We start from the raw sequence: 24,421 nt of genomic DNA on the forward strand, positions 1-24,421 counted from the left end.
AATAAGAGTATAAAGTAAGCGCTTTACAAAGGGAGGGAAAGGAAATGTTAAAAAGATTGAGTAAAATTATTTTAGTTATTGCAATGCTTTTGAGTCTTGTTTTTGGACAAGGAAGTACTGTAGTAGCAGCAAGTCAAGATGATATTGTAACAATCAAGACAAGACTAAAAAACTATTTTTTAGAACTTGATACAATTGATGATGGAGCAAAAGTAGAGACATGTTATGTCAGTAAAGCAGAAGATTATTTAAAACGAATGGAGGCGGATGGTAGTTTTGGTGATGTTGATTATCAAGCTCACAACAATGCAGCTAATGGAGCTGCTTGGTCACCATATTTAGCATTAGATCGATTACAGGCTATAGCAATTGCTTATCATAAAGAAGGAAATTCTTTATATCATAGTGATGCTGCTAAAAATGGTCTTGATAAGGCATTGAAAAATTGGGTAACACATGGAAAACGAGATGATAAACCTGATGGACCATATTCTTCAAACTGGTGGGAAAATGAAGTTGGTGTTCAACTCCGTTTTGCAAGAATTGGTTTGTTTATGGAAGGGATTATTAGTCAAGAGTCATTTCAAATTATTATTGATAAATTAGTTGAAAAAGAACCAGTAAAAAAGGGAACTGGTCAAAATAATTTATGGTTTGATCAAAATCATGTTTATCAGGCTTTATTAACAAATAATGCCAAAAGATTGAAAGAAATGGTAAATGATTATTTAAATTACTGTTTATCAACACAGTTAGATGATCAAACTGCTGAAGCAGTTCAAGTTGATAACAGTTTCTATATGCATGGAAAACAGTTTTATTCTAATGGATATGGAATGTCAATGTTTAGAGATATGAGCTTTTGGATTTATATATTGCGTGAAACACAATTCTCAATTGGACAGGAAGTTGTTACAAGAATGGGCAATTATATGCTTAATGGAACAAGCTGGACAATTAGAGGCGATATTATGGAACTTTATTTAGGGTATCGTCCTTATAAATTTGATGTTGGTTATCAAAATTATGCTGAAGAATATATTGAACCTTTAAAAAGAATGATTGCTGCTGATCCAAGTAGAGCGGATGAATATCAGAAAGTTTTAAATAACATTCAAGATCCAACTCAATCTAATGGTAAAAATGGGAATTATTATATGTGGCGTTCTGGATATGAATCACACATGAGAGATGGCTATGGAGTCAATGTTAAAATGGATTCTAAGAGTGTCATTGGGGGAGAATGGCGTGGTAGCTGGTCAGGACAAAATGATGGTGGAAATCTGATTTATTGGAGTTCTTCAGCATCATCAACAGTGACAGTAGATGGAGATGAATATACATCAGTTTATCCAACTTTTGATTGGGCACATACTCCAGGGACAACAACACCTAATAGAATACCACCTGATTATACCAATTCAGGAAGATTAACAAATGGAACAACTCACATGATTGGTGCTTCTAATGGTCAATATGGAAGTACATCTTATGTGATGAATAAAAAAGACACTCAGGCAACAAAAAGTTATTTCTTCTTTGATGATGAGTTTGTAGCTTTGGGAGCTGGAATTAATTCTAAAGAATCAACAGCGATTCATACAACGTTAAACCAAAGTAAAGCAGATCAAGTCACAGTCGATGGACAAACAGTTCCGACTGGGACAAAAGCGGGAAGTTATACAGGAAAATGGATTCATAATGATAAGATTGGATATATTTTCCCTAAAGAAACAACATTTAAAGTAAGCAATGGACTTCAAAAAGACAATCCATCTTTATGGAAGGATGCAGAAAAGGAAGCCACTCCAGAAACATTTACAGCATGGGTAGACCATGGTGTGAAACCAGTTGATGAAAGTTATGAGTATATTGTTTTACCTAATAAAACAACTGGAGAAGTTGATACTTATTCAAAGAATATCCCTATTGAGATTTTAGCAAATACGAAGGATATTCAAGCAGTTCGTCATAAAGATCTTAATATTACACAAATTAACTTCTATAAGGCTGGATCTTTAGAGTATAAAGATGGTTATACAGTGAGTGTAGATAAAGCTTGTAATATTATTATTGACGAATCTAATGGAACAAGAGAAATAACAGTTGCAGTTAATGATACTGAAGATAGTAAAATGGTTAATATTGATCTTTCATATGAAAGTCAAGAAACAACAACGAAGTTTGTTTCAAAAGGTTTACCATATGCAGGACAACCAATAACATTAACTGAAGGTCAAGATGATCGTTATTTAGCGAGCAGTTCAACAACTGGACATCCAGTTAAAAATGTCGTAGATGGTAATGAATCAACATATTGGGAAAGTCAAGGAAGTAGTGATGAATGGATCTCTATATTCGCTGGATCAGGTAAATATATCAATAGTATAGATGTTTTATGGGGCGATAATTATGCAACTCAGTATGATGTTTATGGTTCAAGTGATGGTATAAATTATGAAAAAATAAAATCAATAACAGATGGTAAGGGAAGTGCAGAAAACATAACTATTGGTGGTCTTTATAAATATATAAAGGTTGCTATGAAGAATAGTAATGGAAGCCATTATCAAGTCAAGGAAGTGAAGTTCCACGATTCTCAATTACTTTCACTTAATAAAACTGTTGAGGTAAGTTCTACTTCTACCAATGATCCAGGAAATATAAAGGAAAATGCAGTAGATGGAAATACTAATACAAGATGGTCTTCACTGAGAAAGGAATCTGGATTTGATAAGCAAGAAGAATGGATTAGTGTAGATTTAGGTAGACAAGCTCGCATTGATGCGATTGAAATATTATGGGAAGCTGCATGTTCTCAAAATTATTCAATTGAAGTTTCTAATGACAATAAAACATGGAAAAATATTAAACAAAACTTAAAAACGGATTCATCATTAAAAGATCAAATTGTTTTAAGTGAATCTGCAGAAGCTAGATATGTACGCATTCATTCATATTCTTCTGCAACAAAATACGGAATTAGTATTTTTGAATTCAGTATTTATGGTCAAAATTTGAGTAGAAATATTGCTTTAAATAAAGCAGTTAATAGTAGTTCAGTTTACGGAACTGAAGCAGTTACAAAAGCAGTAGATGGCAATACACAATCAAAATGGTCATCAGCAAGAAAGAATCCGGGATTTAATGCTCAAGAAGAATGGATAAGTGTTGACTTAGGACAAATTTCATATATTGATAGTATAGAAATAGATTGGGAAAGTGGATGTTCAAACGATTATAGTATTGAAGTTTCTGATGATAATGAAAATTGGACAACTGTTAAAGAACATTTGAAATCAAATACTACAGCATCAAGTGATAAACATTATATTGATAATGTTATGTTTGATGAGACTTTAGAAGCGAGATATATTAAAATTCATTCATATTCTTCTAGAACGAAATATGGGATTAATATTTGGGAATTAAGTGTTTTAGGCGAAGTGAAGGATATACCAGAACCAGATGTTGAAGAAGAAATCAATATTGCATTGAATAAAAATTCAAAGGCAAGTTCAGAATATTTGGATACTAAAGATGGTAATAAAGTTTATTATTCATCATTAGCATTTGATGGAAAGTATGATAAAGTTAATTCTAAACAATCAAGGTGGGCATCCAATAGAAAAACAAATGATGAATGGATTTATGTTGATCTAGTAGATACATATGATATTTCAAAGATTATCTTAGATTGGGAAGAAGCTTGTGGAAAGGATTATGATTTGCAAGTTTCATTGGATGGTGAAATATGGACTACAATTACTGAAGTAAGAAATAATAGTGCTCCTAAGGATTCAAAACATAATGTGAGAGAATATCTTTATGATCAAAATGTTTATGCGAGATATGTCAAAATGCAAGGGGTTAAACCAGCAGGAGATTATGGATATTCATTGTGGGAATTTGAAGTTTATGGTGAATTGGTAAAACTTGAAGATGTAAATATTGCATTAAATAAGCCATCATTGGCGAGTAGTGAACGTACTAATCCAGTCACAGGATTTGTATTAGAGTCAAAATATGCATTTGATGGAAGTACTGAAAATAAAGGAGATGTTTTTCAATCAAGATGGGTTTCAGCAACGAGAAAAGATAATCCAGATATCAATGTGGATTCACAATATGTACAGGTTGATTTAGAGGATATATATAATATTTCTAAAGTTGTGTTGAATTGGGAAGCTGCTTGTGGTAAAGAATATAAACTTCAGGTTTCTGATGATGGTCAAACGTGGGCTGATATCAGTCATGTTACTGATGGGAAAGCTGGTATTAAAGAATTCACATATGATAAGCCAGTTACTGGACGTTATGTAAGAATGTTAGGTATTGAACCAGTTGGTCAGTATGGATATTCACTATGGGAATTTGAGGTTTATGGTCTTACTCTTAAATCAGAATTAAAAGAATATTATGATCAAAATAAGAATATTGATGTTTCTAACTATACACCAAAAAGTGTAACTCTATATCATGATGCATTAGATCATGTTGTTGAAGTCTATAAGAATAAAGATGCAACATCTTCACAGATTCTTGATGCTAAACAACAACTGAAAGATGCTATTGATGGATTAACATTAAAGGCAGATAAAAAAGCTCTTGAAAATATCATTAGTAAAGCTAATGATATGTCTACTGATGTCTATACAGAAAAGACAGTGAAAGTCTTTAATGAAGCATTAAAAGAAGCAAAGAATGTTAATGCTGATGAAAATGCATTACAAAAGCAAGTCACAACAGTAGTTTCAAAGTTACAAAAAGCTATTGATGGATTGGTGAAGAAAGCCAATAAAGATGAATTAAACAATGAAATCAAAAAAGCAGAATCTATAGATAAGAATCAGTATAAAGAAGCAACAGTCAAAGACCTTGAAGCTGCATTAAAGAAGGCTAATGACATCAATGAAAATGTCAATGTTTCACAAAGTGAAGTCGATAAAGCTGTGAAATCATTACAGGTGGCAATCAAGGGATTAGAGAAAAAAGATGATCCAGTGATTATAGTGCCAGATGAAGATAAGGTTATTATAGTACAAAATAACAATAATGATGTCACAATAAAAGGTCAGTTACCAAAAGATATTGAATTGAGAACTGAGGTGTTAGGTGACAAACAAGTTAAAGAATTGATTAAAAAAATTGATAAACAAAATTCAGAATTCTTAGAAGCTGCAAAAATAGAAAGAATCTATGACATGAAATTGCTGTTAAATGAGGAAATCTATAGAATTGGAAAAGAAGTAGAGGTATCATTGGTTATTGATGAAAGTATGAAGGATAAAAAACTAGGAATCATCTATATAGATGAACTAGGAAACATAACAAATATACCGTCAAGAACAGAAGGAAATAGAATAATCTTTGCAGCTGAACATTTCTCAGCATATGCAATTGTATCATATATAGAAGAAAAACATCCTGCAACAGGAGATACAACATCTGCTGGAATTTATGTAGCAATGATGTTAGGAATGTTAGGGTTAGGATATATTTTATTGAAAAAGAAAAAAGAAAATTCTTAATATATGATCTATGATTGAGTTTTGACAAACTAAATTAGAAAGAAGATTTATTATTATGAGATAATTAATAATAAATCTTTTTTAATTATATTCTTTTGTTTTTGATAGTGATTGAATGTCCAAAGAAGTGATAGAGAAAAGATAGATGATATCTTGAAATATAATCAACAATTTGTAGGAAATAAACAATATAAACCTTATGAAACAAATAAATATCCAGATAAAAACTAGCAATTGTTACCAGAAACACTAGGTATTAAAAATGCTGGTGGAGTGATTTCTCATCCATTTGGGAGTGCAGTAAGAAGTCTTCTTATTGCTATATATGAATTAGGCGTAGAGGAGATTTTTGTTGTCGGTCATACGGATTGTGGAGTTCAACATATAGATAGTCAAGATGCAAGAAAGAGGTGTGTTTACACACTGCATTGAGACTATGAAATATTGTGGAATTGATTTTGAACAATGGGTTATCTGGTTTTGAAAGTGTGGAGGAATCAGTCCAACAAAGTGTACAATTATTACAAGAACATCCACTTATTCCTCAGGATGTAAAAATCTATGGATTTGTTATGGATTCTGTGACAGGTGAATTGAAGAAGTTAAATATCTAGAATGGTCATATATAGTAATCATTTTTTAGTGCAAAAATTTCCACTAGGTAGAAGTAATTTCAACTATTCATATAAAAGCGAATACATTGTATGATGAGAGTGTACAAAGAAAGAGATCTCAAAAAACAAAAAGGAAGGAAAGAAATTATGAATAAAATATTAAATTTTGTTGAAGAAAAATTAGCCCCACCTTTAAATAAGATGGCAAATCAACACCATTTAAATGCTGTTAAAAATGGAATGATGGTTACTGTCCCATTAACGATTATTGGAAGTATATTTTTGCTTATTCCCAATATCCCAATTGATTTTATTAAATCATTTTTTGAACCTTATGCGGCCATGATTACAACAGTTAATAGTGTCACGATTGGTATTGTTGGTTTAGTTGGAGCTGCTAGTGTTGCTTATTATTTTGCTGAAGGATATACTGATATTAGAATAGATGCACTAATCACTGCAATTGTTTCTGTTGCTGCATTTCTTTTGATTACTATGACTGAAGAATTTGGTATTAATACAGAATTATTTGGAACAAAAGGATTATTCACAGCTATTATTGTTGCTTTACTGACAGGAACAATTATGCATTTTTTCCAAAAGAGAGATCTTGTTATCCATTTTCCTGATACAGTACCACCACTTGTATCAAAATCATTTATGTCTTTAATTCCTGCTTTAGTTGTTTTAACATTAGTTTGGATTATAAGAGTGATTTTAGGTCTAGATGTAAACCAAATTTTAATGAATTGTTTTTCACCTTTTGTCTTTGCTTTGAACACTTTACCTGGATTCTTGGTTTTCATGTTTATTCGCTCTATGCTCTGGAGTGTGGGAATTCATGGAGGAGCAGTTCTTGCAGTTGCTGATCCGTTCTTCTTAACGATGTTTGGGGCAAACGCTGCTGCTTATGCTGCTGGAACATTACCACCATATATTACTGCTAGCGGATTTACAATGTTTGTTTTCTTAGGTGGTGGAGGAGCAACTTTGCCATTGGTTATAATGATGATCCGTTCTAAAGAAAAAGGTTTTAGTACATTAGGAAAATTATGTTTACCAGCTAGTTTATTTGAAATTAATGAACCCGTTGTTTTTGGTGTGCCACTCGTTATGAATCCATATATGATGATTCCTTATACATTAACAACATTAACTTTATCTGCTGGAACTTATTTATTGATGATGTTTAATATAATTGGAAGACCTGTTGCCAATATACCATGGACAATTCCCCCAATCTTTTCACATTATTTAGTAACTGGTGGAAATATTCCAGCAGTTATATGGGGTGTGTTATCACTGATCATTGCAGGATGCATTTATTATCCATTCTTTAAAGCAATGGAAAGACAACGTTTGTCTAGTAAAAAACAGGAAGCATAAAAAATGAAAGAGGTATGAGTTATGAATAAAAACTTAAAAATTGCAATAGTAGGGGCTGGGAGTTCCTACACACCAGAATTAATTGAAGGATTATCTGAACATAGAGAAACATTACCTGTTAAAGAAATTGTTTTATTAGATGTTAATGAACAAAGACTTCAAATTATGGAGGGGTTCGTTAAACGCTATATTCAACACTTGAATTATGATGTTAAGGTTTGGAGTACAACATCAAGAGAAGAAGCATTTACAGGGGCTGATTTTGTATCTACACAAATTCGTGTGGGTGGAAATAAAGCAAGAATCAATGATGAAAAAATCCCTTTAAAATATGGTCTCATTGGTCAAGAAACAACAGGGGTTGGAGGAATGTTTAATGCTTTCCGTGTCATTCCTGTTATGATTGAAATTGCAAAGGATGTAGAAAAATATTGTCCAGATGCATGGATTATCAATTATTCAAATCCAACTGGATTAGTCACAGAAGCTTTGAATAAAGTTTGTCATGTTAAAGTTGCAGGATTATGTGCTGGTGGTATGAGACCAAGATGGTGGGCAGCAGAAGCATTAGATGTCCCTGAAGAAAAGATTTATTATGATTATTTAGGATTAAATCATATGAATTTCTCATATCATATGACAATCGATGGAAGACCAATAACTGATGAAGAATTTAGCAAAGTCATAAAAAAATGTACTACAGTTTCTCAAGATTGGATGGAAACATTACACTTGATCCCAAGTCAATATACACAATATTACTTCCATACTAAAGAAAGGGTTCAACAATTAAAAGAACAAGATAAAACAAGAGGCGAAGCTATTCTTGAATTAGAAAAACAAATCTTTAGAGAATACGCAGATGAATCAAATTATGAAAAACCAAAGACATTGGCAAAACGCGGTGGTGGCGGTTATTCTAAAGTCGCTATTGGTGTTATGGATGCAATATATAATGATACGGGGAAATGGATGGTTATTAATGTCGCAAATAATGGAACAGTACGTTTCTTAGATGACGATGCCGTTATTGAAACAGCATGTTATGTAAGTAAAAATGGTATGCAGCCACTAACAATTGCTAATTATCCTAAATCAGTTGTTGGATTAATTAGTGCAGTCAAAACCTATGAATCATTGGCAGTAGAAGCGGCTATAACAGGAAATAAGGATATAGCTTTAGAAGCACTTGTTGCTCATCCGTTGGTGAGAGATTATGATATAGCAAAACCATTATTAGAGGAGATGCTGGAAGCTCATAAAGCTTACCTTCCACAATTCTATAAAAATGGAAAATAAAATGTGGACATACATTGATGAACAAAAAGATGTTTTATTAAACATTCTTGATCAGGAAGAAAAGACATTGTCTTCTCTTCCTAAAGAGTTCATCAATAAAAAGGAAATCATAATCACAGCATCAGGATCATCACTCAATGCAGCAATGCTTGTCAAAGCAATGTTAGAAAGAAAAATGGAATGTATAATTCACGTAGAAACACCATTTCAATTAAGATATTACTCACCACTTTTACTTTCCTATAACGAAAACAAACTACTTATAGCTTTATCACAAACTGGAAAGAGTACTGGAACATTAGAATGTCTTACATTAGCAAAAGAAAATCATATTCCGACTATTGCAATGACTGCTGATGATAAAAGTCCAATTGCAAGCTGCGCTGATACACATATAAATATATTATGTGGTGAAGAATTAGTAGGACCAAAAACGAAAGGATTTACTGCTACTGTTATCACTCTTCAGTTAGTATTGATGAAACTCTCCCTGTTATCATCACATCAAGTTATTGAAGAATATCGTCAAAGTATAAATGAACTCCCTCAAAATATTCAAGATTCTAAAAAATGGTGTGAAGGACATAAAGAGTGGGCGAAAGCTAAAGCGATGAGTATTGTTGGATTTGGTGTTCATTATCCAACAGCACGAGAAGGAACCTTAAAGATTTTAGAAACAATGCAAATTCCTATTATGAATTTTGATATGGAAGAATTTATGCATGGGCCACATCGTACAATTGTAGAAGATTCATATTTAATCATGATAGATACCAAAGGTGCTGGACAAACATTAATGCATAATTTAATAGATTTTTCTAAAACCAAAACAGATTACTACCTTATTATTTCTACAATGAGAGATGAAAATCAACAAACAATTCATGTTGGTGATTATCCTATGACTTCATCTTGGTTAAATATTGTAGTTATCTTTCAAGTGTTATGTACATATTTTCCTGAAATCAATGGTATGAATTCATCCGATCCGATTTATGGAGATTTTGCGACAACTGTTGGTACACGTATCGCCTAAATCAGTTCATCAGAACTGATTTCTTTTGCTTATGATAAAACTTTTACTTTTGTTTTGAATCACATTATAATATAGAAAAGCTTAAAGAAAGGAGAGGAATATATGAACAGTCAAATGACAAAGAGGCAGCAACGTATTTTATTATTATTTTTAGAGACATCTGAATATCTTACAAGTCAAAAGTTATCTTCATTATTGAATGTGAGTACGAAAACAATTCAAACAGAAATCAAAGTCCTTAATGAAATAATTCATGAATTTGCTTGTATTCAATCTATTCCTTCAAAGGGTTATCAGTTAAAAATCACAAATTATGAATTATTAGAAATATTTAAACAAACATTTCAGAATGAATGGAGTGAATTTGTTCCTTCTAATCCTTTAGAAAGAGCTTATTATATTTTGGGATTGATGTTAAAAAGTCAAGATTTTATTAAGATAGATGATTTATCTGAATTGTTATTTATAGATCGAACATCTGTTAGTCGTAGTATGAAGATTATGCGTGAATGTCTAGAAAGATATGGCTTAGAAATAATTCAAAGAAATGGAAAAGGATTAAAAATCATTGGCGATGAATTTAGATATAGACAATGTATGGCAGAGTATATTTATCATAAACCTGATATGTTGGTGACTAAGATTGGTAAGAATCAAAAATTTATGGATGATTTAAAAGAACTTATTTTTAATGATGGAATTACCATGCCAGAACGTGTTTTTCATAATTTTGTCATTCATATTCAAGTTCAATTGGATAGAATTGATAATCATTGTTTAATTGATTTTCAACAAGATGAAGTTGATATGATAGAAAATGAGTATGAGTTTTTGGTAGCTAAAGATGTGGCTAAATTAATTCAGAAGTATTTTGGGATAGAACTAAATGCACAAGAAAAAGATTATTTAGCTATACATATCATTGGAAAAAAGAATAATTCTACAAGTGCTATTGAAAGCTGTATAAATAATCAGTTAAAGAAAGAAATAAATGACATTGTACAAAATATGTTTGATCATATAACTGATATTTTCGATATTGATTTAAGTGCAGATATGTATTTAAGAAAAGCAATAGGGATACATATTTGTCCTATGGAAAATCGTTTGAAATTTAATACTTATCTTAGGAATCCATTAATTGATTTTATTAAAGAAAAATATTTATTTGCTTATATGATGAGTATAGAAGCATGGAAAGCTATTGCTTTAAATGAATGTTATGTTAATGTCGAGGATGAAATAGGGTATATTGCTATTCATTTTCAATATGCATTAGAACGGAGAAAAAGGAACATTTCTAAGAAAAGAGTTTTGTTGGTTAATGATTATAGTGTTGCAACTAGTGAATTGCTTAGTTTTTCTATTTTAAAAACATATCGTGATTTATTGGTTATTGAAAATACAATTTCTGTTAGTGAGTTGAGTAATTATAATTTATCAGATTATGATTGTCTTATTACAACTGTGCCTATCATGCCACAAATGATTATTCCAGTTATTAGAGTGAATCCTATTAGTACAGAAAAAGATTTAGAAGCATTAAAAATCTATTTTCAACATGATATTCAGTATTCATTGAAAGATTTTATAAGTGCTAAAGATATACATTTTATTCATATTCAATCAAGAGAAGAAGTTTATCAAATTATATCTCATCATAATATCTCTGAGATAGAACTTTCTAATCAAATTATCATTCTTTATCTGAGGGATAGGAATCAAAGTCATATGGCAGTTTATTTATTAAAAAAGGCTATTTTATGGAAAAATAAATTTGTAAAAGTCATTATTGTTTTCTATATTCATAATCATAGTGAGGAAATGGTAGAGTGTTTACAAAGGTTTCTATCATATCAGAAAAATGTAGATTCATTAGTTCAAATGTATGATAATCAAGATGCCTATCAATATATTAGTAATCTAGATTAGACAGTTTTTAGATAATATAATGGATATAATGCTACATAAAAAAAGATAAGGCATCGTTTGAATAGCGTTGTTGTAAGTTATATATAGCATAGAAACGAGAATACAAAAACATGGGATATTGAAGATACCCATGTTTTTTCAATACGAAATATTATAAATATATTTCATTTATTAAATATGAGATGGACAAAGACTTATTTCTAAGTCTTTAATAGCTTGTTCGATTCTTCTTAATGTTTCTTCTTTACCTAAAATATGTGCAATTTCAACTGCTCCACCAGGAGTAAAAGATTTGTTTGTTAATGCAACACGAACAGGCCACATAATACGACCATTTTTTAATTCTTTTTCTTTTGCTAAACTGACAAAAAAATCAGTCATTGCTTCATCATTATCAAAATCATCAAAGTTAATCATACGCTCTTTAACAAGTTGTAAAGCTTCTAATGAATTTTCTGGATTTGTTTTCATCTTTTTATGAGTATAGATAGATGCATCAAATGGATGAGCTTCATTAATAAAATCAATGCTTTCTTCAACATCTGATAATTTTTCTAATCGTGGCTGTAAGACTTTAGATAATTCTAATAAATCAACATGACGTGTAATTGTTTGATAATAAGGTAATAATAATTCATGGAACTTATCAAGTGACATTTCTCTTAAATACATACCATTCATCCATTTTAATTTATCAATATCAAAAATAGCAGGTGATTTAGAAATATGCTCAATATTAAATTGTTCAATTAAATCATTCAAAGAAAGAATTTCTTCATTCTCTGGAGACCATCCTAATAATGCAATGTAATTTAAAATAGCTTCTTTTAAATATCCCTGTTTTTTCAAATCTTGATAAGATGCATCACCATTACGTTTACTTAATTTATGAGTTTCATCTTTATTAACAGGTGGTAAATGAATGTATGTTGGAATTTGCCAATCAAAAGCTTTATAAATAAGATTATACTTAGGTGTACTTGATAAATATTCATTTCCTCTCACAACATGAGTAATATTCATCAAATGATCATCAATAACATTAGCAAAATTATATGTAGGATAACCATCACTTTTGATTAAAATACCTTCATTTAATGTATTATTTTCAACTTCAATATGACCATAAACCTCATCATCAAATGATGTTGTTCCTGTTGTAGGAATTGTTTGTCTAATAACAACAGGGATTTTAGCATTTAATTTTTCTTGAATTTGTTCATCAGTAAGATGTAAACATGGATCTTCTCCTTCCAATTCACCTTCACAAAAACAATAATGTGCTCCACCAAGTTCAATGAGTTTTTGAGCATATTCATGATAAATATCTAATCTTTGTGATTGAATATAAGGACCGACACCACCATCTTTATTAGGACCTTCATCATAATGTAATCCAGTTTCCTCTAAAACCTGATAAATTAAATCAATAGCTCCTTCTACTTCTCTTTGTTGATCAGTATCTTCAATTCTTAAAATAAATTCACCACCATCATGTTTAGCAATGAGGAAACAATACAAAGCAGTTCGTAAGTTTCCAATATGCATATAACCTGTAGGACTAGGGGCAAAACGCGTTCTCATTTTCATATTCTTCTCCTTTACTTTTATAAAAAAAAGTTATATAATAATCTCTGTGATTGGGGTATAGCCAAGCGGTAAGGCATCAGACTCTGAATCTGACATTTCCTTGGTTCGAATCCAAGTACCCCAGCCAATTTTAAAATTAACCACGAAAGTGGTTTTTTTGTTTCTTTATTGATTCTATCATATTTATTGAATATTTCAATACAGATTCTAATGAATCATGATAAGATGCTTTCAATTTATATATTTTTAACTTTCTGTTCATAATTATTAATGAAGATAAAGTTATAACATTTTCAATTTATGTAAAAAGTAGGAAAATGATATGAAAAGTTGTATGATAATTATGGAAAATGGGAGAGGGGAAGTGGAAAAATGTATGTTATAGATAAACTTCAAAAAATGTATGATGTTGAGGGGAAAACACAGTTAGATGGTGAATTAGCGTTTTATTTCTTAAAGCATCTTAAAGAAATGAAAACAATGAATTTACAAAAGTGTATGCAAGAGACTGGTATTTCAAAAGCTTCTATTCATAGATTCTATAACAAAGCTGGATTCCAGAATTTTAAAGATATGACAAATGAAATTATGAAAGAATATGCTCTTTTGTCTATTTCGCAATATTCTTCTTTTAGTGAAAACAATTTTTCATGGTTGTTTAAAGATTCACAATTAATCAATTTGTCCCAATGCTTACTAAAGAGTGAAAATGTATATTTCTATGGATGTCATCAGGATATTGAAGCTTTATCTTCTACGATAAATATATTAAGAAAAAATGGTATTGTTGTAAGAGAATTACTTGTTTGGAATCAAACTGAATTATTAGAAAGTCTTCACTATTTAAGTCAAAATGATGTTTTAATTATTATTGATGTCTTTAAAAAAATTCAAATGTTTCATGAGGCTTCTATTAATCAATCAGATATGTTAAAAATAAGTGATCTACAACAGTTATCTTGTTTCCAATATTATATAGGAGAAGCTTCTCAAGATGAATATCATGGTTTTCAAATTGTTCAAATCAATAATCAAAAGAATGTCCCTAGACCTTTTGTTTTGGCATTATTAGATACCAAATTAAGTCACCTTATTTTTCAAGGAGAACAAGTATGAATACAGTATTATCACTTATTATTATGATGAGCCAAAATACTATTAGAAAAGATAATATGAATTCTATAGCATGTTATATTATCGAACATCTTTATGAAATTGAAACAATGAGTATTAAAAATTTTGCAGAAAACTGTTTTGTTTCTACAACATCTATTTTAAAGTTTTGTCAACTTATTGGATTTGAAAGCTATACAGAATTTAAAAAGAATCTCTTTACAAGTATTGATACAAGAAAAGAACAACTCATAGAAAAATGCAGTCATCTTAATGAAAAACAGCTACTAGAAAAAATATCCTTATTCTCTAAAGAGAATTTTGATATACAGATATTAAATGAACAAATAAATCATTTTATTGAACTCATCAAACAAGAAAAGAAAATTCATTTTTATGGAGCAGTTTTTCCTTTAGGATTGTTAGAATCATTTAGTGAAGACATGACTATTATGGGAGTTCCTATTTATGTTCATCAAACACCATATAATCAAATTGATTTGCAACCGAATTTAGGTATTCATGTGATTGTAACATTAACTGGAAGATTCATAGAATTAAATAAAGAAGGTTATCTTGAATTATGCTATGCTCACGATAATGTTGTACTTTTGTCACAAATGAAAGATGATCATAATACAGATTTAAATATTCATATTCCTTATACAATAAATTCAGATTATGATGATATTGTATATATTCTTATTTTAGATTTGATTAAATATCTTTATTATAAAAAAATTGGTCTCAATAAATGAGACTTTTTCTTTTTAAGAATACATTGTTTCAAATTATCCATTCTGTTCACTTTTTATAAAATGTGAAAACGCTTTCTACGATGGTAAAATAATGACATACAAAGAAAGAGAGGAAAAGGAAATGGAGAAAAATCGTTTTACAAAATTATTTGTAAAGACCCTTCTTGCTTCAGCATTAGCAATAACATTTATTCCTATGCAAAATGTTCATGCTGCTGAAACAGACGTTACTGCCAGTTATGAAGATGCAGTCAATAGTATAATTATACCAAGGTATGAAGCGGATGGGACAAAAACAAACCAGAAAGTATCTGATTATTTAAAAACTCATCTAGATACAAAAAATCTAACTGCTAAAAAGGATGATGATCATCAAACATTAACAGTAGATATTCAATTAAAAGATGTTTATCTTGCTTCTGAATACTTAAATGGTATTTCACAAGCAGGAACAAGTTATTTTAATATGCTTAACTATTATACAAATGTTAAACAAGTTAAACAATTATTAAAAAATTGTAATAACTATAGTGTTATAGATAACAAAGGTCATAAAGTAACTGCTGAGTATATTGACCAGTTATTAGAATTATTAGATCAAATAAATGCAATGGATCCAAAAACAAATCTTCAATATGATGTCAATTCTGCTTATGATACTGAAGCTTTTAAGAAAGATTCAACTATTGGTGGAACTGATGTCATTGCTACGAGCCAAAGTAATCCTGATGTACAAATAAAGTTTCATATTGATTCACATGGATATTGGGGATATGATCTTGGAGCTCATGATTCTATCACTGGAACAGTTATGGGATTTGATGATAAATCAGCATATGATAAACAAAGTGAATTAACAAAACAATATGCTAATTTCTTTACAATTAAAATGCCAAATGTTACAACATCAAATTGTTATATGTTAAATGCAACTGACCTTGAAAACCCAATTATTTATGTGAGTAAAGATGGAAAAGAAGCGTTAATGATTGATGTAGATATGTATGGAGAAAATGTTATTAATAATGTTATTAAAGAAGTTATTGGTTCTCAATGTACATCATTAAAAATATTTTGTACCCATATGCATGGTGATCATGTCAACAATTTATTAAAAATATATGAGGATAAAAGATTAAAAGATATAACAACAGTTGTTTGGCCAAAAAATGAACCTCATACTGTTTTAAATGGTCAAGATTTAGTCACGTTATTTGGAAAGGTTCAATATGTAGAAGATATGGAGAAGTTTTCTTTTGCAGGAACACAATTCCAATTTATTGAAATTCCTGATGAACATACAAAAGCAGGAGGACAATTAGCTGATTTAGATAACAAGGTTAATTATGTTGGTGATACATTGGGGGCACAAGTTCATTTAGGTGGTACAAATGTTTCAATGTCAACTCTTGATAACTGGATTAATGGAGCACAGAAAACTGAGAAGTATACTCGTGATAATGGAATTCAATATTTTATTGGTGGGCATACACCTTATTTAAATAATCCTAAATTTGCAACATGGGTAAAGACAGCATGTGAATATGCCAAAGAACAATATCTAGCTGATTCTTCTTGGAAAGGTGGAATGGTCATTGTTGAAAAAGGGAAAGTTGTAAGTGGAGAAAGATTGGGTGAAATTTTTAAAAAAGGATTAACTGATCGTGAAGAATTAGATATTGCTTCTGTTAATTTTAGAAATGATTTGTCTAAAAAAGAGTATGAAATCACTGAAGGAGATTCTCAAATTGCTAAACAAGGATCTGAAATTAAATTCAAAACGAATGGTGATTTTAGTAAATTTCAAAAAATAATGATTGATGATCAAGTTATTGATTCTCAAAATTATACAGTTGAAAAAGGAAGTACTATTATTACTCTTCATAAAGATTTTACGAAAACATTAAAAGTTGGTAAACACACAATAACAATTGTTTTTAGTGATGGACAAGTTGTTACAGAATTTCAAGTTGAAGAAAATACTTTAGTAACTCCAACTCCAAAACCAGAAGATACAACAAATCCTGAAGGAACTGAAGTGCCTAAACCTGTTACGACAAGTGATAATTCACAAATCATGTTGTATATGGTTGTAGGAGGAATATCTCTTCTTATGATAGGCGGATATGAATTCAAAAAGTATTACACTCACAAACATAATTAGATAGTCAACATGTCAGAATAAATTTGTATTCTGACATGTTTTCAAATAAGATAATATAGATCGATATTTACAAATTCTTTGTTTTGTGATAAATTACTATATAGAAAAGAAAGGATGTGATTGCTATGGAAAGAAACAATAATAATAAAAAGAGAATAAAGAAATTAAAAGTAGTCAATCACAAGTGTAAAGAAAGATAAACACAGTCTAGCTACTGTGTTTTCTTATACTCTTGTGACAAACACAGGAGGGAAAATGGGAATAAAAATAATAAAAAATAACAAGTTGTGGATGGAAGATGAAGCTATTCATCAACTTGAAAATATTGCTTCTTTTGATGGTGTTTATGATATTGTTGGATTACCAGATTTACATCCAGGAAAGACACCAGTAGGAGTAACAATTTGTAGTCAACATAAGATATATCCATTTTTGATTGGAAATGATATAGGATGTGGTATGTCTTTATTTGATACAAATATCAAGTTAAAGAAATTTAATATTGATAAAGTTATGAAGAGATTGGAAAATACTCATATTGTTGGAGAATATTCTATTGGTGGAGGTAATCATTTTGCAGAAATGCAATCAATAGATAAAATTTATAATCAAGATTATGCAGATTGCTTATTGATTGATAAGAGTCATGTTTATATGCTTATTCATAGTGGTTCAAGAGCTATGGGAGAAGATATATATCGCCAATATTGTTCAATTCGTGGTTTAAGAGAAGGAACTGAAGAGTTTAATGATTATCTTATCAAACATAATAATGCCATTTTATTTGCAAAAGAAAACAGATATCAGATAGCAAATATTTTAATGGAAATGCTTCATCTTCAATATAAAAATCAATTGTGTATTGATTGTACACATAATTACTTAGAAATTATTGATGGTCATTATTATCATCATAAGGGAAGTGTTTCTTCACTTGAAAATGAATATGCTATTATTGCTGGCTCAAGAGGAAGTTATTCATATATCGTCAAATGCATACCACAAACTGATACACTTTTTTCAATTTCACATGGTGCAGGTAGAAAATGGGCAAGACATCTTTGTAAAGGCAGATTAGAAAATAAATATAAACGTGATGAACTTCAAAAATCAAAATTAGGTGGTACAGTGATAACACATCATAAAACACTTTTGTATGAAGAGGCAACAGAGGCATATAAGAATATTGAAGATATTATTGATACACTCCTAGAATATCATTGTATAGAATTGGTGGTACGATTAAAGCCTATGGTGACGTATAAATGTTAATTCAAATGAATAGTGGGCAAGGACCTAAAGAATGCGAATACGCATGTTATCTGTTGTATCAGGAATTGTTAAAAGAATATTCATCGTTAGAAGTGATTTCAAGATGTTTTAGTCATCCAAACTGTTTAAAGAGTGTTGTCTTATATACACCGGAAGATTTATCTTATTTGGAAGGGACAGTGCAATGGATATGTCAGAGTCCTTTTCGACCACATCACAAAAGAAAGAATTGGTTTGTTGATATATCTATAATGAAAGAAGAAGTCAGTATTGAAAATGTAGAAAATATAAAATTTGAAACTTTTAGAAGTTCTGGTAAAGGTGGACAGAATGTAAATAAAGTCTCTACTGCAGTCAGAGCAATTCATATTCCAACTGGGGTATCTGTTGTTGCGATGGATCAAAGAAGTCAATTACAAAATAAAAAGATTGCTTATTTGAGATTGTTAGAAAAGATAAATAACATGGAGTTATCTCAGAATAAAAGTGTTGATTATGACAATTGGAATAAACATAATCAAATAGTCAGAGGAAACCCTATAAGAGTTTACAAGGGAATGAAATTAAAAAGAATAAAATAACAAAAGAGGCTATAACAAATAAATTGTTACAGCCTCTTCATAAATTATTTGGTAGTCCGTAGGGGGTTCGAACCCCTGAATGCTAGGATGAGAACCTAGTGTGTTCACCACTTCACCAACGGACCATAGTATTAGTATATCACTTTGAGAAAATGTGTAAAGAGTCTTTTTTTTATTTTTATGTTTTAGAAGGTTTAAAAATGATTTATGATGATTGTATTGCTTGTACTGAATAATACAAGGTGATATAATTGAATTATGTAAAAATATGTATATTTATGTTCATATTTTGGTTTGAAAAACATGTTTTTAATGGAAATGAGAAGTTTTTTTAAATTCTTTTGATATTTTATAAAGACGCGTGTATAATCATGATGAGCGAGAACAATGTGTATAAAGTTTTATACATTTTTATATATTATATGTGAGAAAGGAAAGAGATTAATGTCAGAAGTGATTGCAATTGAAGGTGGATATAAATTAAATGGTTCTGTAAGAATCAGTGGAGCAAAAAATGCAACTGTAGCGTTGATACCAGCTGCAGTTTTATCAGATGGACCTGTAGAAATTTTGGGGGTTCCAGAAATTTCAGATGTAGAGGCATTGGCAATATTATTGAAAGAATTAAAATGTGAAGTGGAAGTAGATGGTGAAAGGATTAGAATTGATCCTACACATATGGAGGATATTCCACTTATTAGTGATGCAGTTAATAAATTAAGAGCTTCTTATTATTTTATGGGAGCATTATTAGGAAAGTATAAACGTGTGAAAATTAAAATGCCTGGTGGATGTTATTTGGGACCACGACCAATTGATTTGCATTTTAAAGGTTTTGAAGCATTAGGAGCAAAAATTAGTTGTGTTGAAGATACTTATTTATTGGAAGCTGATGAGTTGATTGGAACTTCTATTTATTTGGATTTTGCATCTGTTGGAGCTACTATTAATATTATGTTAGCGGCTGTACGTGCAAAAGGAAAAACTGTGATTGAAAATGCGGCTAAGGAACCTGAAATTATTGATGTAGCCAATCTTTTAACAAAAATGGGGGCTAAAATTAGAGGTGTTGGAACGGATACAATTACGATAGAAGGTGTTGATTATTTAGGTGGAACATTTCATGAAATTATTCCTGATCGTATTGAAGCAGGAACATTCTTGATTATTGCAGCAGCAGCTGGCGAAAAAGTGATTGTTCAAAATGTTATTCCTCAGCATTTAGAAGCGTTGATTTCTAAATTGAAGGAAATGGGAATTAAGATGGAAGTTGTTGGTGATAATATTGTTGTTTATGGACATGATGAGTTAAAATCAGTGGATATTAAAACACAGATATATCCTGGATTTGCAACTGATTTACAACAACCATTAACAACCTTATTAACACAAGCCCAAGGTGAATCACATGTTAAAGAAACAATTTATGTAGAGCGTTTTAAACATTGTGGAGAACTTAATAAGATGGGTGCTCATATTGAAGTAGGTGAAGCACAAAGTACGATTCATGGTCAAACGCCATTGCATGGTGCACGTGTTGAAGCAACTGATTTAAGATGTGGTGCAGCTTTAGTCATTGCAGGATTAATTGCTGAAGGGAAAACAGAAATTACAAATGTTTATCATATTGACCGTGGTTATGATAATATTGATCATAAGCTGATTACACTTGGGGCACACATTACACGATATGAAATAGAAGATTAAAGAAATATAAAAAAAGTGTTGTATTTATGGATAAGAAATGCTATTATAATTGAGCAACTTACTTTGAAGTAGCAGATATTTCAAGGCGGAAGGAGAAGAGAAAATGAAAAAAGGAATTCATCCAGATTATAAAAAAGTAAAAGTCGTTTGTACTTCTTGTGGAGCTGAATTTGAATCAGGATCAGTATTAGACGAAATTCGTGTTGATACTTGTTCTAATTGCCATCCATTCTATACTGGAAAACAAAGATTTGCTAGTGCAGATGGTCGTGTAGATAAATTCAACAAAAAATACGGACTTAAATAAGAACCTAAGAGCAGATAACTGCTCTTTTCTTTTTGCGTTTTATTAACGCAGATATATATAAATTGGAAAATATTAGTGATTATTATAGACATTTTGAGATCCTTTCCTTAAAATAATACATGTTTATGATATCAGAAGATAGAAATAGAGGGGAATGAAAGATACAAATGAAAAGAAACATTTTTAGTGTTTTACAAAGAATTGGTCGAAGTTTTATGCTGCCGATTGCTGTTTTACCAATTGCTGGGTTATTTTTAGGAATTGGGAGTTCTTTGACAAATGAAGCGACAATTGCATCTTTGCATTTAGAAGTTATTCTTCATCAGGGGACTTTCCTTTATCAGTTTTTAACGCTTTTAATGCAGGTTGGAAATATAGTATTTGATAATTTACCTCTTATTTTTGCAGCATCAGTCGCATTAGGAATGACTAAAAAATCTAAAGAGGTCGCTGTTTTATCCGCAGTTATTGCTTTCTTTGTGATGCATGCAACCATTAATGGGATGCTTATATTAAATGGCAGTATTCTTGATAATCAGGTTGTTGCTGATAAGGTCTTAGATGGAACAATTACATCAGTATGTGGAATTCTTTCCCTTGAAATGGGTGTCTTTGGAGGTATTATTGTTGGGTTAGGTGTTAGTTTTTTGCACAATCATTTTTATCAAGTTCAATTTCCTGATATTCTCTCTTTTTTTGAAGGTGAACGTTTTATTCCCATTATTTCTACTATTGTTTATTTGTTTGTTGGTATTTTGATGTTCTTTATTTGGCCATTTATTCAAAATATGATTTTTGGATTAGGGAAGTTTATTGTGGATTCTGGTTATTTTGGTACATTTATATATGGAATTATTAAAAGAGCATTGGTTCCTTTTGGACTTCATCATGTCTTTTATATGCCTTTTTATCAAACGGCCATAGGTGGAACAATGGTTGTGAATGGTGTTGTTGTCAGTGGGGCACAGAATATCTTTTTTGCCCAATTATCTGATCCAACTGTTCGTCATTTTAGCAGTGAAGCGACACGTTATTTTTCGGGTGAATTTATTTTTATGATGTTTGGCTTACCAGGGGCTGCTTTGGCAATGTATAAAACAGCAAAAAAAGAATCACAAAAAGTCATTGGGAGTCTCTTCTTATCAGCCGCTTTAACAAGTATTTTAACAGGAATTACAGAACCAATTGAATTTACTTTTATATTTGTTGCCCCATTATTATTTGGTGTTCATGTTTTTTTAGCTGGAACAGCTTTTGTGATTGCACATATTTTTAAAATAGCTATTGGATTTACATTTTCAGCAAGTTTTATTGATTTTATTGTCTTTGGAGTACTTCAGGGAAATGAAAAAACAAATTGGATATGGGTGATTTTATTTGGGATTATTTATTTTTGTTTATATTATTTTAGTTTTCAAATACTGATTAAAAAATTTGATTTAAAAACACCAGGACGTGATGACAACAATAAATTAACGATATTGAAAAAAAGTCAGTTTGATTATTCATTTGATAAATCAACTATTGATCAACAATCGCAAATGATAGTCAAGGGGTTAGGTGGACGTCATAATTTTAGTGATTTGGATTGTTGTATTACTCGTTTAAGAGCAACTCTCATTGATAAAGAACTCATTAATGAAGGGCTTTTAAAACAGGCTGGAGCTGCTGCGATTATGATTCAGGGTGGTGGCATTCAGATTATTTATGGACCTAAGGCTTCTTCTATCAAAAGTAAACTAGATGAATATTTGTTAACTGTACCTGAAGCTTATGATGATTACCAAGAAGTTGTCACTTTGTATCATGAGACGACGCTTGAACTTGGGAATGTCGTTGATGGTGAAGTCTTACCTATCGAAAATGCTGTTGATCAAATCTTTTCACATAAGTTATTAGGTGATGGTATTATGATTAAGCCTTACAACGGTCTTGTTGTTTCACCGGCGGAAGGAACGATCACTATGATTTATCCAACAAAGCATGCGATTGGATTAAAATTAGACAATGGTGTAGAATTATTATTGCATTTTGGCACAAATACTGTTAATTTAAATGGGGTTGGCTTTGAACTTTTGGTACAACTTAATCAAAGAGTTCAAAAAGGTGATTTACTTTGGAACGTAGATCTTGAATATATCAAAGAAAATGCAACTGATGAAAATATTCTTATGGTAATTACAAAGATGGATGAAAATGCATCATTAGAAAAAATATATGGGGATAAAAAAAGAGGACAGACAGTCTTAAAGATAGAGAGTTAAAGAATGGGGGGATTTTATGTATGAGGTTGTAAAAGTACTCAATAATAACACAATTCTTGCTCATAAAGATACAGAAGAAGTCATTATCATGTATAAAGGCATAGGTTTTGGTAAGAAGACAGGAGAGCATTTTGAAATCCCAAGTCAAGCTAAAAAATATTTAATGCAAAAAAGTTATCAAACCAAAAATAATGTTCATGATATTATTAATTATATTGAACCTGTTTATTTAGAAATTGCTGCTGAAATCATTAAATTAGCAGAATTAAAATTTGAAAAAGTCAGTCATGATATTTTATTACCACTCGCTGATCATATTTACTATGCAATCAAACGTATGGATGAAAATATTATGCCTTCTAATCCATTTACCAATGATATCCGTTTGCTTTTTCCAGATGAATATGAAGTCGCAAGTCAGGGTAAAGATGTTATTCAAAAATATGTTAATAAAGATATTAATGATGATGAGATTGGTTTTATTACATTGCATATTCATTCAGCGATTTCTTCCAATAAAGTTGCTGAATCAATGGAAGCAACACGTGTCATACATGAAGGAATTTTACAATTACAAAAAGATTTACATATTGTGATTAATGTTCAATCTATTTCTTATGTCCGATTAATGAATCATATCAAGTTCTTAATTTTACGTTTAAATACGAATGAAAAATTACAAATGGATATTAGTGAATTTACGAAAGATAAATTCCCTTTTGCCTATGAACAGGCTCGTCATATGTGTGAGTCATTATCAAAAGTTTTAAATAAGAAATTACCAGAAACTGAGATTGGTTATTTGGCATTACATTTAGAAAGAATCTTATCGATTACAATGGATAATCAAAACAACGCTTGACACAT

The 24,421-nt window shown here is 30.4% G+C and carries 18 protein-coding genes and 2 tRNA genes; 17 read left to right on the top strand and 3 right to left on the bottom strand.

Annotation, left to right across the window (positions count from 1 at the left end):
• Positions 1 to 44: 44 nt before the first annotated feature.
• The 7 genes from BN1865_RS14585 to BN1865_RS14610 all read left to right on the top strand — a co-directional run bounded on the left by BN1865_RS14585 (position 45) and on the right by BN1865_RS14610 (position 11,798).
• A complete protein-coding gene (locus BN1865_RS14585; RefSeq protein ID WP_050637997.1) occupies positions 45 to 5,531 on the top strand; it encodes a discoidin domain-containing protein in 5,487 nt (1,828 codons plus the stop codon).
• Between the two features lie 234 nt (positions 5,532 to 5,765).
• On the top strand, positions 5,766 to 5,963 hold the full coding sequence (locus tag BN1865_RS18800) for a carbonic anhydrase (RefSeq protein WP_232780409.1): 198 nt from the start codon (positions 5,766 to 5,768) through the stop codon (positions 5,961 to 5,963).
• Between the two features lie 14 nt (positions 5,964 to 5,977).
• Positions 5,978 to 6,145, top strand: coding sequence for a carbonic anhydrase (locus BN1865_RS18805; protein ID WP_232780410.1), 168 nt, complete (start codon positions 5,978 to 5,980; stop codon positions 6,143 to 6,145).
• A gap of 147 nt (positions 6,146 to 6,292) precedes the next feature.
• Positions 6,293 to 7,531 carry a PTS sugar transporter subunit IIC gene (locus tag BN1865_RS14595; RefSeq protein ID WP_050637998.1) on the top strand — a complete coding sequence of 413 codons (1,239 nt, stop codon included), beginning with the start codon at positions 6,293 to 6,295 and terminating at the stop codon, positions 7,529 to 7,531.
• A gap of 21 nt (positions 7,532 to 7,552) precedes the next feature.
• Positions 7,553 to 8,830 carry a 6-phospho-beta-glucosidase gene (locus BN1865_RS14600; RefSeq protein ID WP_050637999.1) on the top strand — a complete coding sequence of 426 codons (1,278 nt, stop codon included), beginning with the start codon at positions 7,553 to 7,555 and terminating at the stop codon, positions 8,828 to 8,830.
• Positions 8,820 to 9,866: an SIS domain-containing protein gene (locus BN1865_RS14605; RefSeq protein WP_050638000.1), complete on the top strand. Its 1,047-nt coding sequence runs from the start codon at positions 8,820 to 8,822 to the stop codon at positions 9,864 to 9,866. The genes BN1865_RS14600 and BN1865_RS14605 overlap by 11 nt, the downstream gene beginning before the upstream one ends.
• Positions 9,867 to 9,968: 102 nt before the next feature.
• Entirely contained in the window at positions 9,969 to 11,798 is a 1,830-nt protein-coding gene (locus tag BN1865_RS14610) for a BglG family transcription antiterminator (protein WP_050638001.1), read from the top strand.
• A 171-nt stretch (positions 11,799 to 11,969) separates the two neighbouring features.
• On the opposite strand, the gene gltX is transcribed toward BN1865_RS14610, so the two are convergent.
• Complete coding sequence (gltX, locus tag BN1865_RS14615; RefSeq protein ID WP_050638002.1) at positions 11,970 to 13,388, bottom strand: glutamate--tRNA ligase; 1,419 nt, start codon at positions 13,386 to 13,388, stop codon at positions 11,970 to 11,972.
• Positions 13,389 to 13,439: 51 nt separating this feature from the next.
• Between gltX and BN1865_RS14620 the strand changes: the two genes are divergently transcribed.
• Positions 13,440 to 13,515: transfer RNA gene (locus BN1865_RS14620), tRNA-Gln, on the top strand.
• Between the two features lie 9 nt (positions 13,516 to 13,524).
• Here BN1865_RS14620 and BN1865_RS18990 read toward each other — a convergent pair.
• Positions 13,525 to 13,650, bottom strand: a complete 126-nt coding sequence (locus BN1865_RS18990) for a hypothetical protein (RefSeq protein ID WP_255351769.1) — start codon at positions 13,648 to 13,650, stop codon at positions 13,525 to 13,527.
• A gap of 110 nt (positions 13,651 to 13,760) precedes the next feature.
• Between BN1865_RS18990 and BN1865_RS14625 the strand changes: the two genes are divergently transcribed.
• From BN1865_RS14625 to prfH, 5 genes are all read left to right on the top strand, one after another.
• Positions 13,761 to 14,504 carry a MurR/RpiR family transcriptional regulator gene (locus tag BN1865_RS14625; protein WP_050638003.1) on the top strand — a complete coding sequence of 248 codons (744 nt, stop codon included), beginning with the start codon at positions 13,761 to 13,763 and terminating at the stop codon, positions 14,502 to 14,504.
• The gene (locus BN1865_RS14630) at positions 14,501 to 15,259 is read left to right on the top strand and encodes a MurR/RpiR family transcriptional regulator (protein WP_050638004.1); all 759 of its coding nucleotides are present in this window, start codon (positions 14,501 to 14,503) and stop codon (positions 15,257 to 15,259) included. Before BN1865_RS14625 ends, BN1865_RS14630 begins: the two co-directional genes overlap by 4 nt.
• Before the next feature lie 121 nt (positions 15,260 to 15,380).
• Positions 15,381 to 17,423 (top strand): MBL fold metallo-hydrolase, encoded by a 2,043-nt coding sequence (locus BN1865_RS14635; protein WP_050638005.1) that lies wholly within the window; start codon positions 15,381 to 15,383, stop codon positions 17,421 to 17,423.
• Between the two features lie 255 nt (positions 17,424 to 17,678).
• The gene (locus tag BN1865_RS14640) at positions 17,679 to 18,695 is read left to right on the top strand and encodes an RtcB family protein (protein WP_050638006.1); all 1,017 of its coding nucleotides are present in this window, start codon (positions 17,679 to 17,681) and stop codon (positions 18,693 to 18,695) included.
• Positions 18,689 to 19,276 carry a peptide chain release factor H gene (gene prfH, locus BN1865_RS14645; RefSeq protein WP_050638007.1) on the top strand — a complete coding sequence of 196 codons (588 nt, stop codon included), beginning with the start codon at positions 18,689 to 18,691 and terminating at the stop codon, positions 19,274 to 19,276. Before BN1865_RS14640 ends, prfH begins: the two co-directional genes overlap by 7 nt.
• A gap of 49 nt (positions 19,277 to 19,325) precedes the next feature.
• Here prfH and BN1865_RS14650 read toward each other — a convergent pair.
• Positions 19,326 to 19,401: transfer RNA gene (locus BN1865_RS14650), tRNA-Glu, on the bottom strand.
• A gap of 319 nt (positions 19,402 to 19,720) precedes the next feature.
• On the opposite strand from BN1865_RS14650, the gene BN1865_RS14655 reads away from it, so the two are divergent.
• The 4 genes from BN1865_RS14655 to BN1865_RS14670 all read left to right on the top strand — a co-directional run bounded on the left by BN1865_RS14655 (position 19,721) and on the right by BN1865_RS14670 (position 24,416).
• Positions 19,721 to 20,983, top strand: coding sequence for a UDP-N-acetylglucosamine 1-carboxyvinyltransferase (locus BN1865_RS14655; RefSeq protein ID WP_050638008.1), 1,263 nt, complete (start codon positions 19,721 to 19,723; stop codon positions 20,981 to 20,983).
• A gap of 103 nt (positions 20,984 to 21,086) precedes the next feature.
• On the top strand, positions 21,087 to 21,290 hold the full coding sequence (gene rpmE, locus BN1865_RS14660) for a 50S ribosomal protein L31 (protein ID WP_050638009.1): 204 nt from the start codon (positions 21,087 to 21,089) through the stop codon (positions 21,288 to 21,290).
• Positions 21,291 to 21,457: 167 nt separating this feature from the next.
• Entirely contained in the window at positions 21,458 to 23,554 is a 2,097-nt protein-coding gene (locus BN1865_RS14665; protein WP_198527292.1) for a PTS sugar transporter subunit IIABC, read from the top strand.
• A 16-nt stretch (positions 23,555 to 23,570) separates the two neighbouring features.
• Entirely contained in the window at positions 23,571 to 24,416 is an 846-nt protein-coding gene (locus BN1865_RS14670; protein ID WP_050638010.1) for a PRD domain-containing protein, read from the top strand.
• Positions 24,417 to 24,421: the final 5 nt, after the last annotated feature.

The sequence above is a fragment of the Candidatus Stoquefichus sp. SB1 genome, assembly GCF_001244545.1.
In the GTDB taxonomy this organism is placed as follows: domain Bacteria; phylum Bacillota_I; class Bacilli_A; order Erysipelotrichales; family Coprobacillaceae; genus Stoquefichus.